This is a genomic window from Cupriavidus sp. C1SS-2L (genome assembly GCF_057073735.1).
On sequence record NZ_CP172709.1, the window covers coordinates 1,739,155 to 1,755,439 of the forward strand.

The window sequence follows — 16,285 nt, forward strand, 5'->3', positions numbered from 1 at the left end:
AGAGATCTACCCTATGGACTACAACGTACCCATCGAATGGGTCGAATTCGGCGATAGCCTCATCCGGTTTATCGATCGCGAAGTTGTATCGCTCGAGAAGGAACATCGTGCTCTGCTCTCCAGCGAGCGCTCCATTTATATGGAGGACGGCCGTTACTCAGTTGAGATGTTGGCATTGCGCCGCCAGGTGCGAATGCGATCGGCCGAACTCGGTTTCTACACTGCACTGAGTGCGGAGTCGCTAGGTGGCGGTGGTTTGGGCGCCCAGGCTGCGGTCTACATCCAGGAGCGGCTCAACGCCCATTGCGGCCCCGGCCGCCATCTGATCCAGACAGTGGTGCTGCCGTCGCCGTTCACCAATGGCCTTTCTCCCATTCTGAAGCATCTAGAGCCATCGATCCTGAACTCATGTCGCAACGCGCTTGCGAGCGGTGACAAGACGATGTGTTTTGGTTTGAGCGAGCCCGATGCGGGATCGGATGTCTTTGGTATGCGAACCCGCGCCGTGCGTGACGGTGATGACTGGATACTTAATGGCACTAAGCAGTGGATCACCAATGCTCCCTATGCCGACTACGCAATGGTCTTCGCCGTTACGGATGAGGAAAAGGCGCGCGTGCATCGCGGCGGTATCACTGGATTCTTCCTACCAACTGATACACCAGGTTTCTCGGTGCCGAGCGTGATCCCGACCATGGGCCACCTTGGCGCCGACATTGGCATCGTATCGCTTGAGAACGTCCGTGTATCCGACAGACTTCGCCTTGGTCCGGTCGATCGCGGCTTGTCGGTGGCATTGGATGGTGTAAACGCCGGCCGGCTAAGCATGGCGGCCTCATGCCTTGGGCTTGCGCAATGGGCGCTTGACCAGGCTCTGAGGTACGCGAAGATTCGCAAGACCTTTGGCCAGCCCATCGCAGACCATCAGGCGGTGCAGTTCATGCTGGCTGAGTGTGCGATGGACATTTACGCCTGCAAGTCGATGATCCGGCACTGCGCCTGGCTGGTCGACGAAGGCAAGTCCGCGACAAAAGAAGTTTCGATCGTCAAGGCGTCAGCTACCGAAATGGTGGGACGCGTATTCGACCGTGCCATCCAGATTCACGGCGGCATGGGGCTGACCAACGAACTGCGCTTAGAGGAAGGCTTCCGTTGGGCGCGTACCATGCGCATTCCCGATGGAACGTCAGAGATCCAGCGCCGGACCATCGCACGTCGACTGCTGGAAGGCGACGCAGCACTTTGAGTGCACAGCCCGGCAGAATGACTGAGACTCTCGGGAGGGGTTCAGCCGGCATTGACCGAGCACCAATGCTGGAGCGTATGGCTGTGTTGCGTGCTGAAGTGCGCGCCTTAAGCCGGCAGGCCGAGCGTATCGCGGGCGGCATCGCGGCAAGCGGAGCTGCAGACTATGAGCGCGCGCTGTCAGAACTGTTTGACGGGTGGATTGCCAGGGGCGATGCCCGCTCGCAGGTGGTATCGTTCGCCGCCGCAAGCGAGTTTGGCCTGCATCTTCAACACCAGGCCGTCCGGTGTGCAGCAGCGGCCAAGCGAGATGGCTGCAGGGCGGTGTGCGCACTGTATTGGGCCGCAGTGCGCCGCTGCCGGCCATGGAAAAAATCTAGCGCAAGGGGCGGGCTCCCCATTTCGAATCCTTGCCCGTGCTGTAAGCGCATGCTGCTGGATCCTCGCAGTGCCGTCGAGCATCCTGGCTTGCGGCCGGTAAGCGACACCAAGTTGGCCAGACCCAGCACTAATCCTGTCTGCGAGCAAGAGTGCGATTATTGCCATTCACGATGGGTAAGACGCTGGAGCGCTGAAGATCCGTTTGCCAACTGGGCGCCAAGCCGCCTTGGCAGCGACCGAACCGAAGCCGATCGCTGAATCTCATCGCTTAGGCAATTGCCGCGGAATGCAGAGCACCCTATCTAGCACTTGTCTTACGGGCTTTTCAGACTTAACAAAGAAGGAAACACGCATGAATATCCATGAGTACCAAGGCAAGGAAATCCTGCGCAAATATAATGTGCCGGTTCCGCGCGGCATCCCCGCGTTCTCGGTCGCCGAGGCCCTGAAGGCCGCAGAAGAGCTTGGCGGCCCGGTTTGGGTGGTCAAGGCGCAGATTCATGCGGGTGGCCGCGGCAAGGGCGGCGGCGTGAAGGTTGCCAAGAGCATCGACGAGGTCAAGACCTACGCCACCAACATCCTGGGCATGCAGCTGGTCACGCACCAGACCGGTCCGGAAGGCAAGAAGGTGAACCGCCTGCTGATCGAAGAAGGCGCCGACATCAAGAAGGAACTGTACGTTTCGCTGGTGGTGGACCGCGTTTCGCAGAAGATCGCCCTGATGGCATCGAGCGAAGGCGGCATGGACATCGAAGAAGTCGCTGCCCACACCCCGGAAAAGATCCACACGCTGATCATCGAGCCGTCGACCGGCCTGACCGACGCTGACGCCGACGACATCGCGCGCAAGATCGGCGTGCCCGACGCTTCGGTTGCCCAGGCTCGCCAGGCGCTGCAAGGCCTGTACAAGGCGTTCTATGACACCGACGCTTCGCTGGCCGAAATCAACCCGCTGATCCTGACCGGCGAAGGCAAGGTCATCGCGCTGGACGCCAAGTTCAACTTCGACTCGAACGCGTTGTTCCGTCATCCGGAAATCGTCGCCTACCGCGACCTGGATGAAGAAGACGCCAACGAAATCGAAGCCTCGAAGTTCGACCTGGCCTACATCTCGCTGGACGGCAACATCGGCTGCCTGGTGAACGGCGCCGGCCTGGCCATGGCCACCATGGACACCATCAAGCTGTTCGGCGGCGAGCCGGCCAACTTCCTCGACGTGGGCGGCGGTGCCACCACCGAGAAGGTGACCGAAGCCTTCAAGCTGATGCTGAGCAACCCGAACGTGGAAGCCATCCTGGTCAACATCTTCGGCGGCATCATGCGCTGCGACGTGATCGCCGAAGGCGTGATCTCGGCGTCGAAGGCCGTGAACCTGACGGTGCCGCTGGTGGTCCGCATGAAGGGCACCAACGAAGACTTGGGCAAGAAGATGCTGGCCGATTCGGGCCTGCCCATCATCGCCGCCGACACCATGGAAGAAGCCGCCCAGAAGGTGGTGGCTGCTGCCGCCGGCAAGAAGTAATCCGGGCGCCGAAACAACTCCAGCACTGGGGCAGCGCGCGAGGCCAACGCCCGCGCTGCCAGAGCCAAGCAAAGGAATAACGTATGTCGATTCTGATCAACAAAGACACCAAGGTCATCACCCAGGGCATCACTGGCAAGACCGGCCAGTTCCACACGCGTGGCTGCCGTGACTACGCCAATGGCAAGAACTGCTTCGTCGCCGGCGTGAACCCGAAGAAGGCCGGCGAAGACTTCGAAGGCATTCCCATCTACGCGAGCGTGAAGGACGCGAAGGCCCAGACCGGCGCCACCGTTTCCGTGATCTACGTGCCGCCCGCAGGCGCTGCCGCCGCGATCTGGGAAGCCGTTGACGCCGACCTGGACCTGGTGGTCTGCATCACCGAAGGCATTCCCGTGCGCGACATGATGGAAGTCAAGGACCGCATGCGCCGCGAGAACAAGAAGACGCTGCTGCTCGGACCGAACTGCCCGGGCCTGATCACGCCGGACGAAATCAAGATCGGCATCATGCCGGGTCACATCCACCGCAAGGGCCGCATCGGCGTGGTGTCGCGCTCGGGCACGCTGACGTACGAAGCCGTGGGCCAGCTGACCGCGCTGGGCCTGGGCCAGTCGTCGGCTGTCGGTATCGGCGGCGACCCCATCAACGGCCTGAAGCACATCGACGTCATGAAGATGTTCAACGACGATCCGGAAACGGACGCCGTGGTCATGATCGGTGAGATCGGCGGTCCGGACGAAGCCAACGCGGCTTACTGGATCAAGGAAAACATGAAGAAGCCGGTGGTTGGCTTCATCGCAGGCGTGACCGCGCCTCCGGGCAAGCGCATGGGCCACGCCGGCGCGCTGATCTCGGGTGGTGCCGACACCGCCCAGGCCAAGCTGGAAATCATGGAAGCCTGCGGTATCACGGTGACCAAGAATCCATCGGAAATGGGCCGGCTTATCCGATCTGTTCTCCAGTAGTACGATGGTCTGATAGTGACGATTGCTTGGATGAACATCGGCGCATCCTGTATAGATGCGCCGGCCTTGATTCAGATGCTCGTTATTGCAAGATCGCGTTGATAACCATGCTCGCGTCATCAATGTGGGAGATGGCCTGACCCTACAGCCAAGAAGCTCTCAGTTGGCGCCGAGTGAATATTGCTAGCCTTTGCGCCAATTGACGGCGCGAGGGACAAGGCCAGACCGATACTCGCCATGCGCCACTCGTGCGTGGGTTACCCAACCGCTACCGCTCGTCGAAGCGGAGTTTCCCGGATTCAGGGCAGGCGAGGATCGAGGCATAGCTCTTCTAACGCCCGTTGCAATGCGTAACTGCGCGTTTCGAAGATGGATCGCATGGATCCTGCTGCAGGGCTGCCGTCCCTCTCCAACGCTGTTACCAGCTCAAGCATCACTGATATTTCACGAAATTCATATTCATACCGGCCGACGCGCAGAAGTAGTTCGTGTCGAACGCTTAATGAGAATGCACGGGCGTGCAGAGTGCTGGCCAGTTCATTGAGTTGGTGTCTCAAGTACGAGAGCTTTGGCAAGGCTGTCACTGCTGTGCAGTCGTAATTGGGAAAAATGGCTCGGTACAGTGGTGCACCTAAGTCGGGGGCAGAACGACTAATCAACCTTTCCGCCCCCGATACGAATGATTCTTGCGGAAGCCACACCTTATTTCCGTTGGAAGAGGGTGAACATCACTCGGCCACGGCTCCCGAAACTTTGATCATGTGCTGGATAATGGGTACGCTGGCCTCGAAATCCCGACGAAAGTCGGCGGAGGAATTGCCGCCAGTCTCGGCGCCGGTACTCTCGAAAAACGATTGCAGCGTTGGTGTCCGAAGGGACGCGCGAGCCTCTTTCTCCAATTTTTGCAGCACTGAGGCTGGTGTATTGGCCGGGGCCAAAAGACCCGTCCAGCCGATCTCTTTATACATTGGCTCGGTGAGGCCGACCTCAACCATTGTGGGCACTTTTGGGAGGTTTTTGGCTCGCCGCTCGTTGAACTGGGCGATTGCGCGGACGCGCCCCGATTCCAGAAGAGGACCGGCAGTACGCGGATGTATAAGGCCCCAACTAAGTCGTCCGCCGATAATATCTTGAATCATAGGCGCCTCGCCTTTATAAGGAATATGATTCATGTCGAGGTTCTTGCTCTTGCTCAGATATGCACCTGCCAGATGTCCAAAACCTCCCAATGCATAAGATCCATAGTTGACCTTTCCCTTGTTCTGTGCGGCCCAATCGAGAAAATCCTTCATGGTCCGAATGGGAATATCCTTGTTTACGACGAACACCAAGCCAGCACTTGAAATGCGTGTGAGGAAAGCGAGGTCGCGACGCGCGTCATAGGGCGGCTTCGCGTGGAGGAGCGGTGTATTCAGCAATGCCGAAGACTGCGCGACAAGCAGCGTGTAGCCGTCCGGCTTTGCCCGCATTGCAGCCTGAACTGCCAACATGCCACCTGCGCCCGGCCTATTCTCAACAACGAACGGCTGCCCCATGCGCTTACCCATTTCTTCGGCAAGCATCCGGGCAGCGCCGTCTACGGCACCACCGGGGGCGCCGGTCGTGATGACAGTGACTGGCCGTATCGGGTAGGTGTCCGCAATGCTGATGCCACTACAGGCAAGCAGGACAGTCGACAAGATGATTCTAAGCAACATGATAAATGCTCCCGGCTTGCTGATGAGCGGAAATTGTGGGGGGCAGCGCGCGAGGGCTCATAACAGTGGTCTCGCTTGTGTATTCACTGGTGACATCTATGTCTCCTTTGTAATTGTGGATCCTTTGTAGCGTGTGTCAGCGCCCAAGACTTTCCGAGCGGGATGTGAAGACGACAGCTTTGCACTCGAACGAGCGAAGTGGCTACCGCATTTGGAGGACGCTCGACTACGCTTGCGTGACGAACTTGGTGACTAGGTAGCCGTCGAAGGTCTCCTGGCCGCCCTCGCTGCCGATACCAGAGTCCTTGATACCGCCGAACGGCGTCTCGGCCAGCGCCATGCCAAAATGGTTGATGTTGACCATGCCGGCCTCCAGCCCGTTCGAGACTTGCGTTGCTGTCTTCAGCGCATTGGTGAAGACGTAGGCGGCAAGGCCGTAGGGAAGGCTATTGGCGCGGTGCAGAACCTCAGCGGTGTCTTTGAAGCGTGTGATAGGTGCCACAGGGCCGAAAGGTTCATCGACCATCAGCCTGGCGTCATCGGGCAGGTCGGTGACCACAGTCGGGGCGAAGAAGTAGCCCTTCTCTCCAATGCGCGAACCGCCGGCCACGACCTTGCCGCCGCGGTGGTGCGCGTCGTCCAGGAACTGCTCCATGGACAGCACACGGCGCTCGTGTGCCAGCGGCCCCATCTGGATGCCGTCTTCGAGCCCGTTGCCGACCTTGATCGAGTCAATCACCTCGATAAAGCGGGCCAAGAACTTGTCGTAGGCCTTTTCCTGCACGTAGAAGCGCGTCGGCGATACGCATACCTGGCCCGCGTTGCGCAACTTGAAGCGCGCGAGCATTTCGGCGGCCGGTTCGACATCGGCGTCATCAAATACCAGCACCGGCGAGTGCCCGCCCAGTTCCATCGTGACGCGCTTCATGTGGGCGCCGGCCAGTGCTGCAAGCTGCTTGCCCACGGGCACCGAGCCAGTGAACGAGATCTTGCGCACGATCGGCGATTCGATAAGGTAGGTCGATACCTCGCTCGGCACGCCCCACACGATGTTCAGCACGCCCGCCGGTAAGCCGGCGTCATGGAACAGCTGCGCCAGCGCGACCACGGCGCTCGGCGAATCCTCGGGCCCCTTCAGGATCAGCGTGCAGCCCGCACCAATCGCTGCCACAATCTTGCGGATGGCCTGATTGAACGGAAAGTTCCACGGCGTGAAGGCCGCGCAGACACCGATCGGCTCACGTACCACGAACTGACGCACATTAGGCTGGCGCGGCGGGATCACGCGGCCGTAGATGCGGCGGCATTCCTCGGCGTGCCAGTCGGCATGCTCGGCGCAGTTCATGACTTCACCCACGGCCTCGCTCAACGGCTTGCCCTGATCCAGCGTGATATTGCGGCCGATGTCCTTGGCGCGCTCGCGGGTCAGTTCGGCGACACGGCGCAGGATCTTCGAGCGCTCCAGCGGCGAAGTCTTCTTCCAGCTTTCAAAGGCACGCTGCGCGGCGGCCAGCGCGCGGTCCAGGTCGGCGCGGCTGGCATGCGGCAGTTTGCCCAGGACTTCCTGGGTGGCGGGGTTGATAACATCTTGCTCGCGCCGGCCGTCTCCTTTGATGAATTCCCCGTCAATGTAAAGGGCGAGATCAAGGTTCATGCCTTTCTCCTTTTAACATGATCCCCGGATTTCAATCCGCACACCTCGGATCCCACCGCTTCGACCACGCCTGACACCTCATGACCGAGCACAGCAGGTAATGGCGCCGAATAGGTACCCTGGATTACGTGCAAATCACTGTGGCATAGGCCGACCGCAGCAGTCTGCACGAGCACCTCATGTGGTCCGGGCTGCGCAACATCAATTTCGCGGATCGTTAGTGGTGCACCGGCTTGCTCCAATACGGCAGCTTTCAACTGTCTTTCCTCCGTGTTTGTCTTTCGTCCATGAGGGCGCCTTATCGGCTTCCCATAATGATGCTAGTGCACCGTAGGAACTATAAGACTCACTATAGGCTTTGAATGTGGCTATGTCAAACTGCAACAAGGCGCCGGCTCTTGCGTCGCGGCTCGATTTGGCCTGCCGCTTGAGGGTGCTATAGGTGGTCGTGCGCGAAGCACCTCGCGCCTCCTCAAACCAGCGGTATGACGAGGCCGTGCGGATCGCTGCGGCCGCGGCGCAGGCCATCGTCGTAGAGGACTCGACTGACCCGGTTGTGAAGGGTCTGTTTTCAGTCGCGCGCAGTTCGAGCTTGTCCAGTCGATGATCCGGACCGGCATGGAAGAGGACGCCCGGTTAGTAGCCTGCGGTCCGGGCAGGCCGCCGGGGCTAGCGAACACGGCTTCTTCAGCACACCGACGTCTTCGACGAGGTACGCAATGACATGATCGTGGCGCGGGATGAAATCTTCGGGCCCCGATCCCGCATGACGGCGACGAGGAAGCGCTTGCGCTCGCCAACAACTCTCCCTACGGCCTTGCAGGATATGTCGCGACCGAAGATGCGGAACGCGGTCGCCGTTCGCACGGCGACTCAGTGCACCTTTAGTCATGTCGACTAGACCTTCAGTTGACTTGATGCCTCGATTGCAATTACGGCGCGAGCTGCCGCGGGGGATAGCGAGCGTTGTGTGAGATGCACAATGCAGTATTGCAAGTCCCTGGCGGGCATGTCCTTTACCGTAAGCTGGACCAGCCTGCTAACTGCGAGTTCGCGGCGTACCGCGCGGACCGGAGCGAATAGGATAGCATCTGAATGGCAAACGAGATAAACCAGCGTGTGCAAGTCGTTCGATTCCACTTGGATCGGCAGGGGGTCAGTTGGCTTGCACTGAAGCAGCTTGCGCCAGCGGTTATCACCTTGCCCACCGAACACCACGGAGACGAGCGCAGTCTCGCGCAACTGCGCAAGCGTCGCCCCTTGCGCGCAAAGGGGGTGGCCCGGGCGAGCAAAACAGCCTGCCGGATCTGGCGCCAGCTTCTGCACTTCTAAGTCTGCGTCGGCTGGGATGGTACCTGCCTCGACGACGAGTAAGTCGAGCTCTTCGGCTTGCAGGGCTGAGAACAATGCGGGCGGACTATTAACCTCGGCGCGCAACTTCAGCTTTGGCCAGTCTCGATGCATCGCGCTCAGGACTTCCGGCAGAAGCATGGCCGCGGCATAGGGGCCCATTCCCAACTGCACGTTACCGATCTCGTGCTTCTGCATCAACGAGAAGTCCCGAGTGAGGCAGCGGGTTTCGAACAGGATGCGTCGAGCGCGCTCTATCGTCATTCGGCCGGCCGGGGTCATCGTTACGCCGCGAGGGCCGCGATCGACCAGGGCCATGCCGGCTTCCTCCTCCAGGGCCTGGATACTGCGTGTCAGCGCCGGCTGGCTCAAATGAACACGCTTGGCCGCGCCGGCCAATGATCCCTCCTCACTGACTGCTATCAGGTGTTCCAGCCGCTTGAGGTTCATGGTATGCGTCCAGCGCAATGGTGCGATACGAAACTTGCAATTGAATTATACCTGCAGGCTGACATAAATTAATACGCTCTAGCGCGGTGAGGATGGCAGGACTACTACAACAAGGGAGACGTGAGATGCAGAATGCAGTGGAAGCGACGAAGCCGAATAGTGGGTCACCGGATGAGCAGGATTGGCCGTTCGGTGTCAGGCGTTCGACACCTGTGATCGGGGCCGAAATTACCGGAATCGATATCGGCGAGCCTTTGAGTGATGAGGTTTACACTGCGCTGCGACGGGCTCTTGTGAAATATAAAGTCTTGTTCTTCAGGGACCAGGATATTACCCCTGCGCAGCATGTTGCTGCTGCCCGCCGTTTTGGCGAACTAGAATGCCACCCGGTGTTCGACTGCCACCCTGATCATCCGGAACTTGTGACGTTTAATAAATCCGAAAATATCAAGGGGCGTGAGAATATCTATCATAGCGACGTCTCGTGGCGCGAGATTCCTTCGATGGGTTCGATGCTGCGCTGTGTCGAATGTCCGGACGCCGGTGGCGACACCATCTGGGTCAACATGGCAGCGGCGTTTTCCAATTTGCCGGACGAGGTGAAAAGTCGCATTGTCCACATGCAGGCGTTCCATGACGCCTATCCGATGTTTGCTCGACGGGCCCAAGGTGCGGAACTGCAGGCCCTGCGCGCCAAGTATCCGCCCATGCTGCATCCCATAGCTAGAACTCATCCTGAAAGTGGCGAGAAAATCCTCTTCGTCAATCAGGCCTTTACCACGCATCTCTCTAATTTCAGTGAGGCGCAGGAGTTTCCGAGCGGTTTTGACATGCGCTGTTGCGAGAGCGAATTCCTGCAATACCTCTTGCGCCAGGCTGCCTTGCCGGAATATCAGGTCAGACTGAAGTGGGAGCCGAATACGATCGCATTTTGGGACAACCGCTCCACCCAGCATTATGCAATCCAGGACTACTACCCGGCAGTACGCCGCATGATGCGCGCCACCATTATCGGCGACCGTCCCTTCTGATCCGGTCTGCGCCGCACGGAGCTCCGTGCGCGTCATTAAGACCCCTGACGACTGACGTACGCGTGTGCGACATGTGCCCAAGCACCGGAGAGCACGCGTGACTTGGAGCCGAGGTCACCACCCTTGGCCGGATTTCGGCTCAACAATCGTGCCGCCACGTCCCGAGTGACGGAACATCCGATCAAGTGGCCGGGTGCCAAGATCGAGCAAGGTTTCGATATCGGCTTGGAGTGAGGAGCGCAATGACGCTATGGCTGTCCTGTGCAATGCTCATCGTCGCAGGTGCGGCTATCGGTGCAACGTCCATTGGCGGGGTGCTCGTCGTGCCGGCGTTGACGATGCTCGCGGGGATCCCGGTGGAAGATGCTGTGGCTGCATCAAGCCTCGCCTTTGTACTCACCGGCATGATGAGCTGGCGCGGCAAGCGGCATGAGAGTGCTCCGCAGGACGCCCTATTGGCGCTCCATGGTGCGGCACTTGCTGGTGCGTTGGCAGGGGCGGCGTACGTCCACGCCGTATCGCCGGGCGCAGTGCAGGCATGGATTGCTATGCTGGCAGCGCTGTCCGGTGCCTACGGCTTGGCGCCGTGGGGCCGCGAACGGGGCGAACAGAAATTGCGGCCTTGCTGCGTGCTCGCAATCTTGGGCATGGCCGTCGGCTTCGGCTCCGCGTTGTCCGGCACGGGGGGACCTGTGCTGTTGCTGCCGCTGCTGATGTTGCTGCGGACACCCATGGCGGCGTCGATCGCATTCTCGCAGTCGATCCAGTTGCCGATTGCTCTGGCAGCCACTGGTGTACACGCTGCGGCGGGGGCCTTGCCCGTCGCGCTGGGGATTGGCACGGGCCTTGCGCTCATGTGCGGCGCGGTTATGGGGCAGATGCTGGCTAGGCATATTTCACCTGCGAAACTGCGCATCGGTACCTCGGTGGGCTTGATCGCGGTCGGCGCTTTGTATGTCCTGCATTAGCCTACACGAAGAGAACTCATGACTCATCCAGCCGACCTGCCGGCCACTAGCCTGCTCGCAATGTACCGCACCGGTGATTTGTCACCGCGTGAAGCCACAGATGGGATACTTGAGCGCATTGCAAAGCTCGATCCGGAGTTCAACGCCTTTCGCTTTGTTGATGCCGATGCTGTGCGTACCGAGGCGAGCGAGGCGGAAGCGCGTTGGAGTCGAGGAGAACCAAGAGGCTTGCTCGATGGTGTGCCGGTGGCGCTAAAGGACCTGCTGGATGTACGGGGCTGGCCTACGCGCATGGGAAGTCTCGCCACGACGGACGCGCCCGCTTTGCAGGACTCACCCGCGGCCGCGCGACTACGCGAACAGGGCGCCATTCTTCTGGGGAAAACGAACACTTCCGAATTTGGTGCCAAAGGCGTGACTGAAAGCGCGTTGGCTGGCATTACCCGCAACCCGTGGGATCCTGCGTACAGTCCAGGTGGCAGTAGCGGTGGGGCAGCTGTCGCGGCCGCGCTGGGCATGGGGCCGCTGCACGTGGCTACCGATGGAGGGGGGTCCATCCGCCGGCCAGCGGCCGCTTGCGGCGTATTTGGATTCAAGCCAAGTTTCGGGAGAGTGCCGTGTTACCCGCCCGCACACTCAGGCACCGTATTTCACGTTGGGGCCATCGCCCGCAACGTGTGCGATGCGGCGTTGCTAATGAACGTAATCGGCGGCCGGGACGCGCGTGATTGGACCGCGTTGCCGCATGACGCCCGCGATTGGCGTATCGGGCTAGACGACGGTATTGCAGGCTTGCGTGTCGCATATAGCAGGACTCTTGGCTACATAAAGGTCGACCCCGAAGTCGCTACGCTTGTGGACCGGGCAGTAGCCCGCATCGCAGAACTCGGCGCCATCGTGGAAGAGGCCGATCCGGGTTTCGAGGATCCGGCACCGATCTTCCAGCTGTTGTGGGAAGCAGGAGTGGCCAAGCTGCTTCGCGACTTCCCAAGCGATCGGCATGCCCTGCTTGATCACACCCTGCATTATTCCGCTGAGCGCGGCCGTGCCCTGGGCGCGTGTGATTATCTTGATGCACAGGAGCAGCGCGCGGAGTTGGCCGTCCGTTTGCGACGCTTTCATGAACGCCATGATCTTCTTTTGACACCGAGCCTTGCGATGCCAGCGCCCAAGATTGGTATGTCCTGCCCGGCGCCGTTCTGCCTCCCATTCAATCTGACACAGCAGCCGGCGGCCAGCGTGCCTTGTGGCATCACGGCAAGTGGCTTACCAGCGGGTATGCAGATCGTCGGTCCTGCTCACCGCGACGATCTGGTCCTGCGTGCTGCATATGCACTTGAGTCAGTCCAGCCATGGCAGTTTCCCACACACTGGGAATCGATGACGAAGAGGAGAAATTGAAATGCGTGAAAGAGAAATCATGATGCTCATGAATGCGTTTGGCGCGGCATATTCGGCTGGGGACGTGGATGGCGTTGCGGCATGCCTTGCTGAGGAGTTCACCTGGAACCTTCCAACAGGCGAAGGAGAGCCACAAGGTCGGGTCTTACAAGGCAAGGAGGCGGTGAAAGCATTTCTGCATGAGCGCTTTGCACAGAAAGACCCCCTGGTTTTCTCCGATGGGCGAAGAGAGGTTACCGGGGAAATGGTACTCAGCCGATATCGAGTGCGAGGTACATCGCCCGATGGGCGCCGAATCGATGCGATGGGCCTAGACATCTATCGGGTCGCCGGCGGCAAGATCCTTTCAAAGGATGCGTACTGGAAGCAGATCGTGTGGCCTCGGACACTCTCTGACGCAGGTTAGGAACGGACTCCTGCAAATCGACAGGATTTTTGCTTGGCGTACATTCAATGAGGAGTCAGCATGTTCAGAAATCGCGGGCGGCGGCAGGGGCATTGGCTTGTGGTAGTACTTGCGGGAATTTTATCGTGTGCCCATGCGATGGCGGGGACCTTTCCGGACCGTCCATTAAGAATTTTGGTGCCGTTTCCCGCAGGCGGCGCCGTGGATAGCATGGCGCGGATCTTTGCTAGGGAAATCACGCTCGCAACTGGCCAACCGGTGGTGGTTGAGAACAAGGGAGGGGCCAACGGCATTATTGGCGCGGAGCAGGCTGCACGGGCCGCGCCGGACGGCTATACCATATTGCTCGCTAGCAATACACACTTCGCCAATAAATTCCTGTTTAAGAAATTACCCTACGATCCGGTCAATGATTTTAAGCCCGTTTCGCTATACAAACGGCCGTCACCGATGGTTCTTGCTGTTGCGGCCACTTCACCGATTCGGTCCCTTCCAGAAATGACGCGGGCAGCCAAAGAGCAGCCGGGCAAGCTGACCTTTGGCAGCGGCAGTGCGTCGGCGCGCGTTGCGGCCGAGCTCTATCGGCTACAGGCAGGTGTAGACATACTTCATGTGCCGTACAAGGGCAACCAGGAAGCCATCAATGATGTTGTCGCCCGACGGGTCGACATGACCTTCCTCGATGTCACCTCTTTCATGCCGATGCTAAAAGCGGGAAAACTCCGGCCATTGGTGCTCATGGATGACGAGCCGATGCCCGTATTACCTGGCGTGCCGACCGCCGCACAGGCCGGGCTGCCACGGCTTTTGCTGTCCACTTGGGCCGCCTTCTTGCTGCCGGCGCGCACGCCTGACACCATAGCCGACCGCTGGCACGTCCTGATTAGCGAGGCAAGCAAGTCGGAAGCCATGCGCGAGTATCTGCGTGCCACCGACAGTACAGCGCTTGATCCTCCCCGGACCGATGTAGTCACGTTCATACAGGCGGAGGCTGAGCGCTGGGGTAGCATTATCCGCACCGTGGGCATCGAGCCGCAGTAAATCCTCAGATGAGATCCCGCTGTGATTCACAAAGTCTGATATCGCTCCTGCGAACAGGTAATTAGGTCCGATGGCAACTCCGCGCAGTGCACGTTCGACCGGCAGGTTGTCGATCTCCAGTCGCCCGTCGTCGCAGTAGCGCGTGAGCCCCTCCCATCGGTCCAGGGCATAGAGGATTGCCCGACTCGTGTCAGGTTTGCGCGAGAGTGGGGGTGTGGCAAGCATCGCAACGCCTCACTTCGCGAGAACGCTTTGCCTGCAACCACGGAGTCTCGCGTCGCGCCCGCGAATAACGCCTCACTTACCCAATGGCATGCTTCGTAAATGCCCGTTGCAAAATCGAACAGAATGTCAGGCGCCGCTACGGTGATTACTCCCATGCCTGTAGGCTATCGCCAGATGACCGTGGCGCCGGGCGGAGGATCGCTGCGGCGATTCAGGTAGCCACGCAGGGTGGCGTAGTTTGTGCCAAGCGCTGCTTCCTCGATCAGCGCCCCATTGGACAGGTTCAGCGCCATCTGCAACAGCGATGCCTCCACGCATTGCCCGCGACCACTGCGCTGGCGCTCGTACAACGCCATCACCGTGCCAAGCGCGCACGACAGCGCCGTGGAGAAGTCGACGACCGGCACCATCGCCTTGGTGGGGCTGTCGGGCGTGCTTGACATGTAGACCGCGCCGTCACGGAAGACCTGGGTGGCGGGCTGAAATCAGTCTTCGTACTCGAAAACGGCTATGCCGCGGATACGGGTCTGGGCCAGCAAAGTGGTCGGATGTTTGGTCGCCAGGCTTTTGTCGGCCTGCAAAGCGCCGGCCTCGGGCAACTGATCTTTGGCCGGCAGTACACCTCGATGTTCGATGCACTCGCCAACTTTGCCCCGGCTTCCTAGTCTTGCGCGACGATTACTACTGGATCGGCCCGAACTATCAGGCCACGCCTGCCTTGGGCATGACGCTTGAGTATGTGTACGACAACCTGAAGAACCTGTACGGCAACAAGAATGCAGCCAATCCCCGGCAGATCGCCTTTGTGTCGACCTATGCCTTCTCCAAACGTACCGATGTCTATCTGACCACTGCATACTCCAAGAACGCCGGCCTGCCCCTTGAATCGTTGGCGACTGGCTATCTCACCAGCCTTTCCCTCGGCTCCAGCTACGTACTGCCAAGCGGTGGGAGTTCGATGCTGGGCGTGGCTGTGGGTCTGCGTCACAAGTTCTAACGACGCTTGAAATCTGCCTGGCAAGCCGCGTTATCTTGCCAGGCATAGCGGCTGTCGGGGCGTATCCTTGCGCCGCAGTTGACCGGCATACGCTTGGGCGACCGTGCACATTGAACGCGGCGATGTTGAGCTACATTTCTTCCTATGTGTGCAGGCTGACTTCGCGAACGGGAATCTCGGCCTGGCGCATGTATCGGGTTTCCGATCTCCCCTGGCGCCGGGAAGACGTCACATGAAGCCACACATCGGCCTCTCCTTCATCCAGTCAGTCCTGCTCCTGTCAGCCGCCGTGCTGCTCGGCGGCCGCACCGTTTTCCAGCCGGCGATCCAGACAAGCACCATGACACCCGGCGAATACATCGCGGTCAAGCGGGGCGATATTCTGACCAGGGGCCAGCTCAGTGCCGCCACCCGTGAAACGATCAGGGTGACAGGCCTGGTCGATGGCAGTTCCGCGAGCCAAGCGATTGCCTGCATTGAGGCATTGAGCGGCAGCGCAGGCCTTAGCGAGGGGAACAACGGCAATCCGCACTGGCCGAGATCTGGGTAGCGTACGCGCAGTCACTTTTCGGGTCGATTTCCCCGGATGGAAGCCACCCGTCATAGCTACGCCTACCTGTCTGCGTAGCATTTACCGGCGCGATGGCTTCGGTGCCGAGTTGCTGGCCGTGACGGCAGAGGCACCAATCGCCTGGGGCCTCAGCCGTGGCATGGATGCTCCGACAAACAATCTCTATCTGGTATGGAATAAGGCCTCGATGCGCAACCCTCGCATCGTTCATGTGCGCGATTCATTGGCCTTTTCAGCCGGAATGCCTGACGCAGGGGTGGACCCAATATCGGATTCTCCGCGCCGGTCGATGGGATGTCTGTTGCCATCGACGCCGCCGGATTGATGCTGCGATGTCCGGCACGCTAGAGCGCTGTCTTGCTGTCTTGGGGCGAAGAT

The 16,285-nt window shown here is 59.9% G+C and carries 14 protein-coding genes and 3 pseudogenes; 11 read left to right on the forward strand and 6 right to left on the reverse strand.

Annotation, left to right across the window (positions count from 1 at the left end; translation table 11 throughout):
• Positions 1-13 precede the first annotated feature (13 nt).
• From ACIGJG_RS25705 to sucD, 3 genes are all read left to right on the forward strand, one after another.
• Positions 14-1,246 carry an acyl-CoA dehydrogenase family protein gene (locus tag ACIGJG_RS25705; RefSeq protein WP_483673246.1) on the forward strand — a complete coding sequence of 411 codons (1,233 nt, stop codon included), beginning with the start codon at positions 14-16 and terminating at the stop codon, positions 1,244-1,246.
• Positions 1,247-1,978: 732 nt separating this feature from the next.
• Positions 1,979-3,148, forward strand: a complete 1,170-nt coding sequence (gene sucC / locus ACIGJG_RS25710; RefSeq protein WP_483673248.1) for an ADP-forming succinate--CoA ligase subunit beta — start codon at positions 1,979-1,981, stop codon at positions 3,146-3,148.
• A gap of 83 nt (positions 3,149-3,231) precedes the next feature.
• Positions 3,232-4,116: a succinate--CoA ligase subunit alpha gene (gene sucD / locus ACIGJG_RS25715; RefSeq protein WP_483673249.1), complete on the forward strand. Its 885-nt coding sequence runs from the start codon at positions 3,232-3,234 to the stop codon at positions 4,114-4,116.
• 728 nt (positions 4,117-4,844) lie between these two features.
• Here sucD and ACIGJG_RS25720 read toward each other — a convergent pair.
• The 3 genes from ACIGJG_RS25720 to ACIGJG_RS25730 all read right to left on the reverse strand — a co-directional run bounded on the left by ACIGJG_RS25720 (position 4,845) and on the right by ACIGJG_RS25730 (position 7,724).
• Positions 4,845-5,813, reverse strand: a complete 969-nt coding sequence (locus tag ACIGJG_RS25720) for a Bug family tripartite tricarboxylate transporter substrate binding protein (protein WP_483673250.1) — start codon at positions 5,811-5,813, stop codon at positions 4,845-4,847.
• A 226-nt stretch (positions 5,814-6,039) separates the two neighbouring features.
• The gene (locus ACIGJG_RS25725; RefSeq protein ID WP_483673251.1) at positions 6,040-7,467 is read right to left on the reverse strand and encodes an NAD-dependent succinate-semialdehyde dehydrogenase; all 1,428 of its coding nucleotides are present in this window, start codon (positions 7,465-7,467) and stop codon (positions 6,040-6,042) included.
• Complete coding sequence (locus tag ACIGJG_RS25730; protein ID WP_483673252.1) at positions 7,464-7,724, reverse strand: alcohol dehydrogenase catalytic domain-containing protein; 261 nt, start codon at positions 7,722-7,724, stop codon at positions 7,464-7,466. The genes ACIGJG_RS25725 and ACIGJG_RS25730 overlap by 4 nt, the downstream gene beginning before the upstream one ends.
• Before the next feature lie 502 nt (positions 7,725-8,226).
• Here ACIGJG_RS25730 and ACIGJG_RS25735 point away from each other — a divergent pair.
• Positions 8,227-8,355, forward strand: coding sequence for an aldehyde dehydrogenase family protein (locus ACIGJG_RS25735; protein ID WP_483674043.1), 129 nt, complete (start codon positions 8,227-8,229; stop codon positions 8,353-8,355).
• 9 nt (positions 8,356-8,364) lie between these two features.
• On the opposite strand, the gene ACIGJG_RS25740 is transcribed toward ACIGJG_RS25735, so the two are convergent.
• Positions 8,365-9,267 carry a LysR family transcriptional regulator gene (locus ACIGJG_RS25740; RefSeq protein WP_483673253.1) on the reverse strand — a complete coding sequence of 301 codons (903 nt, stop codon included), beginning with the start codon at positions 9,265-9,267 and terminating at the stop codon, positions 8,365-8,367.
• 125 nt (positions 9,268-9,392) lie between these two features.
• On the opposite strand from ACIGJG_RS25740, the gene ACIGJG_RS25745 reads away from it, so the two are divergent.
• The 5 genes from ACIGJG_RS25745 (at position 9,393) to ACIGJG_RS25765 (ending at position 14,114) form a co-directional block, all read left to right on the forward strand.
• Complete coding sequence (locus tag ACIGJG_RS25745; protein WP_483673254.1) at positions 9,393-10,298, forward strand: TauD/TfdA dioxygenase family protein; 906 nt, start codon at positions 9,393-9,395, stop codon at positions 10,296-10,298.
• A gap of 242 nt (positions 10,299-10,540) precedes the next feature.
• On the forward strand, positions 10,541-11,266 hold the full coding sequence (locus tag ACIGJG_RS25750; protein ID WP_483673255.1) for a sulfite exporter TauE/SafE family protein: 726 nt from the start codon (positions 10,541-10,543) through the stop codon (positions 11,264-11,266).
• An 18-nt stretch (positions 11,267-11,284) separates the two neighbouring features.
• Positions 11,285-12,667, forward strand: coding sequence for an amidase (locus ACIGJG_RS25755; RefSeq protein ID WP_483673256.1), 1,383 nt, complete (start codon positions 11,285-11,287; stop codon positions 12,665-12,667).
• 1 nt (position 12,668) lies between these two features.
• Positions 12,669-13,073 carry a nuclear transport factor 2 family protein gene (locus tag ACIGJG_RS25760; protein ID WP_483673257.1) on the forward strand — a complete coding sequence of 135 codons (405 nt, stop codon included), beginning with the start codon at positions 12,669-12,671 and terminating at the stop codon, positions 13,071-13,073.
• A 60-nt stretch (positions 13,074-13,133) separates the two neighbouring features.
• Positions 13,134-14,114: a Bug family tripartite tricarboxylate transporter substrate binding protein gene (locus ACIGJG_RS25765; RefSeq protein ID WP_483673258.1), complete on the forward strand. Its 981-nt coding sequence runs from the start codon at positions 13,134-13,136 to the stop codon at positions 14,112-14,114.
• Positions 14,115-14,150: 36 nt separating this feature from the next.
• On the opposite strand, the pseudogene ACIGJG_RS25770 reads toward ACIGJG_RS25765, so the two are convergent.
• Together ACIGJG_RS25770 and ACIGJG_RS25775 are read right to left on the reverse strand one after the other, a co-directional pair.
• Positions 14,151-14,342: pseudogene (locus tag ACIGJG_RS25770) on the reverse strand (IS66 family transposase); the annotation flags it as partial.
• A gap of 185 nt (positions 14,343-14,527) precedes the next feature.
• Positions 14,528-14,794: pseudogene (locus tag ACIGJG_RS25775) on the reverse strand (CoA transferase); the annotation flags it as partial.
• A gap of 3 nt (positions 14,795-14,797) precedes the next feature.
• Here ACIGJG_RS25775 and ACIGJG_RS25780 point away from each other — a divergent pair.
• Positions 14,798-15,336 (forward strand): annotated as a pseudogene (locus ACIGJG_RS25780) (porin); the annotation flags it as partial.
• A gap of 232 nt (positions 15,337-15,568) precedes the next feature.
• Positions 15,569-15,886 (forward strand): hypothetical protein, encoded by a 318-nt coding sequence (locus ACIGJG_RS25785; protein WP_483673259.1) that lies wholly within the window; start codon positions 15,569-15,571, stop codon positions 15,884-15,886.
• Positions 15,887-16,285 lie beyond the last annotated feature (399 nt).